Origin of the sequence: Kitasatospora sp. NPDC059408, assembly GCF_042751525.1 — a bacterium.
Classification (GTDB): domain Bacteria; phylum Actinomycetota; class Actinomycetes; order Streptomycetales; family Streptomycetaceae; genus Kitasatospora.
In genome coordinates, this window is record NZ_JBHYWI010000168.1 from 1 (window position 1) to 5,937 (window position 5,937).

A 5,937-nucleotide genomic window follows, 5' to 3' on the forward strand; every position below is an offset into this window, starting at 1 on the left:
GGCGGCGGGCCCCCCGTCTCGCACGCCCCCGCGGCCCCCCCCCCCCCGGGGGCGGGCGCCCCGCGGCCGTCGGGCCCGGAATTGTCAGTGGTGCGTGCAAGGATCGCCGCCATGACCGAGGAGACGTTCGACTGGGGTTCCTTCCTCACCCGCTGGAGCGAGGAGTGGGCCGACACCTGCACCGAGCCCGCCGACGAGCCCGCCGACGAGGCCGCGCGGGCGCGCGGGCTGGGCTTCGGGCCCGCCGACGAGGAGCGGATAGCGGCGGCGGAGGAGCGGCTGGGGCGCCGACTGCCGCCGTCCTACCGGGAGTTCCTCGCGGTCTCCGACGGGTGGCGGCACGCGGGCGGGTTCATCGACCACCTGGCCGGCGCCGGGGAGGCCCGCTGGCACGAGGACGCCGACGGCCTCGGCGAGCACTTCGACGAGGGCGAGCTCGACGGCATGTGGGCGCGCGCGCTCCAACTGGACGTCGAATCCGACATGACGTACGTCCTGCTGGATCCGCAGGCCGCCGACGAACACGGCGAGTGGGCCGTCTACTGCCATCAGGTGTGGTCCCACTCCCCGCCCACCCGGCACGACTCCTTCCGCGAGTTCATGCTCGCGCAGTACCGGGAGTTCCACCGCCTCGCCGCCGACCACCACGCGGAGCGGCCGTTCGCCAACGACACCACCCGCCGCCTGGACGCCCAGGTCGAGGCGGCCCGGCTCGACGCGCTGCGCGGCGACCACGAGCGGGCGGCCGCCGCGCTCGCCGACGCGGCCGGGTACGGCCGGCCCCGGGCCAAGGGCATGCTGCACCAGCTGCGCCGCCTACTGGGGCGGACGTACCTGGTGGACTACGGCTCGCTGCCCGCCGATCCGCGCTACCTGCGCGAGGTGGTGCCGCTGCTCGCGGTCGAGCAGGTGGCGAACCGCCACGACGCGACGGTCTGGGGCTACCGGGTGGGCGTCTCCTCCGGCCGGCACCGGGAGCCGGCCGACGAGGTGCTGCGCGAGGTCGAGGAGCGGACGTTCCGGTACACCGCGGAGGGCCCCTTCGGCGCGGCGGTCGAGCAGGCCCGCGAGCAGGCCCGCTGGGGGCGCACGGACGCCGCCTGGCACACGCTGCTCGCCGCGCTCCCGCAGTGGACGCCGGTCGGCCCCGACCACCTGGCCCCGGTCGGCCTGCTCGCCGACCCCGTCCTCGGGCCCCTGGTCACCCCGGAGCGCGCCCTCGCCCTGCTCGCCACCCCCAGGGACGGCCGCCCGGCCCCGCCGCCGACCGCCGGCCCGGGGGACGCGGACGGGCTCGCCTGGCTCGCCGACCACCGCGAGGCCTACCGGTTCGTCCTCGTGGAGGGGGTGCACCCGGCAGACCTTCCCGCGCGCCTCGGTGCCGAGGACGCCGCCCTCGGCGCACCGGCGACGCCCGACGAGACCCACCTCGAAGTCGTCCGGGCCGGCGGCAGTTCCTCCTACGACTCCTACAACTCCTTCGTTTCCTACAACTCCTACGACACCTACGACGACCGGGCCCGCGCCGCCGTCGGCCACGCGGGCGGGTCCGGCTGGAGCTTCGCCTTCGACGCCCACCCCGCCCGTCACGACGAACAGCGCTACGTCTCCCCCGCAGCGGCCTCCTCGCACGGCACGCGCGCCGTGGTGGTGTGGTCCGCACCGGATCAGGGCCTCTTCCACCTCTCCGTCGCCGAACAGGGCACCGAGCTCTACGCCTTCACCGTCCGGGGCCCCGAGATCCACCGCACCGGCACGGACATACCGCCCGCCCTCGACCCGGACGTCCTGTTCGCGCCCGGGGGCGGGGGCCGAGCGGAGCGCCGGGCCCTGGCGGCGATCGCCGTCCACTTCGGTGTGGGCCTCCCGCGCTTCGCCCTCACCGAGGGCCGCCTCCACCACGTCACCACCCGTTCCTGGACGCGCCCCCCCGGGCCCCGGCGAGACGTACGCCCGGATTTCCCTGGGCGGCTCCGGCGGTCGGTGATCGCGGCCGGTGATCGGCGCAGCATCCGGAGGAAGCCGGAACGACCGCGGAACGACCGCGGCCCGGACGCCGGTCGGGCGTCCGGGCCGCGGCGGGGGTGCCGCCGGCGTCAGCCGATGGTCAGCCGGAACGGTCCGGCGAGCACCGAATAGCCGTCGTTGGCGAGGTAGTAGGCGTCGTACGCGCCCGCGCCGCCGATCTTGCCGGTCGACAGCGTGACCGCACCGCTCTGGTTGGGCGTGTAGGCCCAGGTCAGCGAGGAGCGGGAGCCCGGGGTGACGCCCGCCGGGTAGACGCCGACCCAGTTCTTGGCCGCGACCTGGGAGGTGTTCGGCAGCGCGTACCGGAGGGTGACGTTGCCGCCGCCCGCGACCTCGTTCAGGTCGCCGGTGAGCGTCGGGCCGGTGGCCGCGGACGGGGCGAACGCGGCGTTGAGCGGGGTCGCGTAGGTGTCGTTCGCGGTCAGCCCGGGCAGGCCGAGGGCGGACTCGATGGTGCGGCCGATGGAGTAGTGGTCGTAGTGCAGCGGGCTGCTGGTGCCGGCCGGGACGGTGCCCTGCGAGCCCACCGCGACGGTGGCGACGTGGTTGTAGGCCTCGCCCGAGCTCTCGTCCCAGGTGAGGAGCAGCAGGGAGCGCTGCTGGGTCCACGCGGGCGAGGACAGGACCGGGGCGAGGGTCTGCTTCAGCCAGCCGTCCTGGACCTGCAGGCTGGTGGCGCTGCCGTTGCCGGAGGCCTCGCCGTCGTAGTAGTCGTCGGCCGCGATCCAGGAGAAGTTCGGGGTGGTGGCGGCCGACTGGAGGTCGGTGGTCAGCTGTGTGGTGTCGAAGAGGTGGGCGGCGCAGCGGGCCGGATTGCCGCTGATGTCGGTGTAGTTGATGAACGGCGCGTCGTCGGGCATGTACTTGGCGTCGTACTGGGTGGTGGTGTTGCAGGGCGTGCCCATGCCCTGCTCGTAGGCCTTCCAGGTCTTGCCGGCGTCCTCGATGGTGTCGCCGAGGTTGCGCTGCGGGGAGTTGATGTTGGGCCAGTAGGTGGCGCCCTTGGTGTACGCGTCGCCGCCGGCGATCGCCATGTAGTTCTCGTCGCTCGGGTGGTAGACGCCGTGCGCGTCGGTGAGGGTGGCGCCCTGGGCCATCAGGCCGTGGATGAACGGGGTGTCCGCCGGGTCGTTCATGATCTGGGCGTAGTCGGTGTTCTCCATCATGACGGTGAACACGTGGTCGTAGCCGGGCACGGCGGACGCGGGCGGGCTGACCGGGGCGGGGGCGGCGACGGGGGTGTCGAGGGTGAGCGAGAGGTTGTCCAGGTAGCCGGTCTCGTTCGTGGTGGAGAGGAACTGCACCTCGACCTGGATCGACCGGGCGCCGGCCGGGACGGCCCCGGTGGCGGTGCGGGAGAGGAACTTGGTGGCGAGGCCGCGGTCGGTCGCGGAGACGGTCGGCAGCTTGGCGGTCGTGCCGACCGGGTTGCCGCCGGCGTCCTTGAAGTGCAGGCTGACGGCGACGTAGCCGCCGTACGTGGTCCAGCCGCCCAGCCAGCCGGCGAGGTCGTAGTGCACCCCGCCGCCGTCGATGGCCGTGGCGGCGGAGGAGACGTCGACGGTCTGCGACATCGAGCCGTCGCCGAAGTTGCCCGGGCCGAAGAAGGCCTTGCCGGGCGTCCTGCCGTCGTTCGGCAGGCCGAAGGAGCCGACGCCCTGGCACATCACGTTGACGCCGCCGGCCTGGACGGTCCAGCCGGGGACGGTGGTGGCGGCGCTCCAGTCGTTGGTGCAGTAGCCGCCGGCCTCCGCGTCGCCGTTGACGATCAGGTTGCCGCTGCCCGCCACCGCGTGGGCGGTGGCGGGGGCGGCGACGGCCGTCGCGCCGAGGAGGGGGAGTGCGGCGAGCAGCCCGCCGAGGGAGCTCCAGCGCAGTCTCATCAGGGGTACCTCGTCCCGTTGGTGAGGGTGGTCGCCATGGCTTCGCGCCATGAGCGGACATAGAAGTACCGGCCGGTGCTGTCCGAGGGAAGAACGGCGACCGAACTTGGTCAGACAACTTTGCGTGAGCGGCGAGGTGGCACGGGCACGATCGGAGCCGTCGGTCCCCCTGGCCGGCTCCGTACGCCAGACTGTCCGGCGTAGCGGGACGGCAGGACGCAGCAGGACACGGGGAGGAATGGCAATGGTCGGCGACATCGTCAAGGAGCTGGGGGCGGCACTCGGTCGCACCGGCACGGTCCGCCTCGGGGCGGACCACCACCGCCTGACCGTTCCCGTCGCGGGCGGCGAGCTCGCGGTCGACGTGATCGGCGACGCCACGGCGCGGCGGGTGGTCCACCTCCTCCCCGGCGGCGGACTCAACGTCGCCGCCAACTACTGCACCGCGCAGGGCCGGAGCCTCGCCCGCTTCCTCGCCGACCACGGCTACCTGGTCATCGGGACGACGCCCCGCGAGGACGCCCTCACGCCGGAGGCCCCCGACGACTGCACGGCCTGGGGCCTGGACTCGCACCGGGCGGACCTCGAACGCGTCATCACGGCCGCCGACGCCGTCACCGCCCTGCCGTACGAGCTCCTCGGCCACTCGGCCGGAGCCGCACTCGCCCTGGACACCGCCGCACGCACCACCGGCACCACCGGCACCACCGGCAGCGCCGGTCCCCGGCGCGTCCTCGTCCTCGACACCACCGGCCCGTACGATCCCGCGACGGAGCCCGAGCTGGTCGCGAAGGCGGAGGCGCTCACCGACCTCCTCCAGCAGCAGCTGGACTCGGGTGCCGGGACCCTCGACCCCGGTCTCAAGGGACTCTTCGCCCGCGCGGCCACCGCCCCGGACGCGCCGAGCGGCATGCCCCGGCCGGTGCCCCAACAGGCGGGCGAGCCGGGGCGGTTCAGCAACCTCGGCCTGCTCCACTACGCGCTCACCCACACCCGTGACCTGCCCGGCCCCGCCAACTGGATCTACCACCGGGGCCACAGCGGCGGCACCCACGCCTTCGGCCCCACCCCAGCCGAGGACCGCTTCACCCTGACCCACACCCCGCTGGCCGTCTGGGCGGAGGCGATCGAGCGCCTCGGCAGCGGCCTCCAGCCCACCGCCCTGCTGCGCGACCTGGCCGCCGTGTGGGCCGGGCGGACGGACGTCCACCGGATCGACTGGGCCGCGATCCGGGCCGACGTGGTCTGGATCAACGCCGAACTCGGGCGTGGCGACCACGACTCGGGCGCCCGCCTGATCCGCGCGGGCGGCGCCCGGGTGGACTACCGTGTCGTCCCCGGCTACGGCCACGGCGACGTCGTGTGGTCGGCCACCGCCGAGCAGGACGTGTGGACGTCCCTGCTGCCCGGGCGCTGAGCGCGGTCGTACCGGCAGGGCCGCGTCCGCGTCCGCGTCAGGACAGCGTCCACACCTGGTTGTCCGCCTCCGAGCAGGCCTGGACCCTGACCCACTGAGCCATGCCGTCGGAGGTCAGGCACTGCTTGGTGGAGGAGTTGACGACCTGGTAGCCGCCGGGGACCGGGACGAAGGACCAGAGCTGGTTCTCCGCGCCCGGCGGGTTCGTCCAGACCTGGATCCGGCCGGTGGTCAGTTCGAGGTCGAGGACCTTGGTGTAGTTCGTCGAGCCGTTGCGCAGGAGGTAGCGCCCGTCGGAGAAGTAGTCCAGGCGCCACTGCTGAGCCGGGGAGCGGTTGGCCGGATAGGTGCCGACGCGGTTGCCGTCCTTGTCGACGGAGTAGGCGTTGTCCAACGCGTTGCTCCCGAGGGAGAGCTGCGCCAGCGGGGGCAGTTGCGGCGCCGGCTTCGGCGCTTGCGTGGGCTGCGGCTGTGGCTGCGGCTGCGGGGCCGCCGTCGGCACCGCGGGCGGCACGGTGGCGGGCGGCTGGGCGGGGGCCGGCGCCGGCGCCCCGGTGGTCGGCGCGGCGGAGGGCGGCTGGGCCTTCCCGGTGGGGGCCTGGCCGGCGG

General features: G+C 74.3%; 4 protein-coding genes. 2 read left to right on the forward strand and 2 right to left on the reverse strand.

From position 1 onward, the window contains the following. Positions 1-111 precede the first annotated feature (111 nt). Positions 112-2,139, forward strand: coding sequence for an SMI1/KNR4 family protein (locus ACFXDE_RS43580; protein WP_380499757.1), 2,028 nt, complete (start codon positions 112-114; stop codon positions 2,137-2,139). On the opposite strand, the gene ACFXDE_RS43585 is transcribed toward ACFXDE_RS43580, so the two are convergent. Beyond that, on the reverse strand, positions 2,097-3,911 hold the full coding sequence (locus ACFXDE_RS43585; protein ID WP_380499758.1) for an alkaline phosphatase family protein: 1,815 nt from the start codon (positions 3,909-3,911) through the stop codon (positions 2,097-2,099). The genes ACFXDE_RS43580 and ACFXDE_RS43585 overlap by 43 nt on opposite strands. Positions 3,912-4,155: 244 nt before the next feature. On the opposite strand from ACFXDE_RS43585, the gene ACFXDE_RS43590 reads away from it, so the two are divergent. Continuing rightward, positions 4,156-5,328 (forward strand): hypothetical protein, encoded by a 1,173-nt coding sequence (locus ACFXDE_RS43590; RefSeq protein WP_380499759.1) that lies wholly within the window; start codon positions 4,156-4,158, stop codon positions 5,326-5,328. 37 nt (positions 5,329-5,365) lie between these two features. Here ACFXDE_RS43590 and ACFXDE_RS43595 read toward each other — a convergent pair. Further along, a partial coding sequence (locus ACFXDE_RS43595; RefSeq protein ID WP_380499760.1) for an RICIN domain-containing protein occupies positions 5,366-5,937 on the reverse strand: 572 nt, incomplete at its 5' end.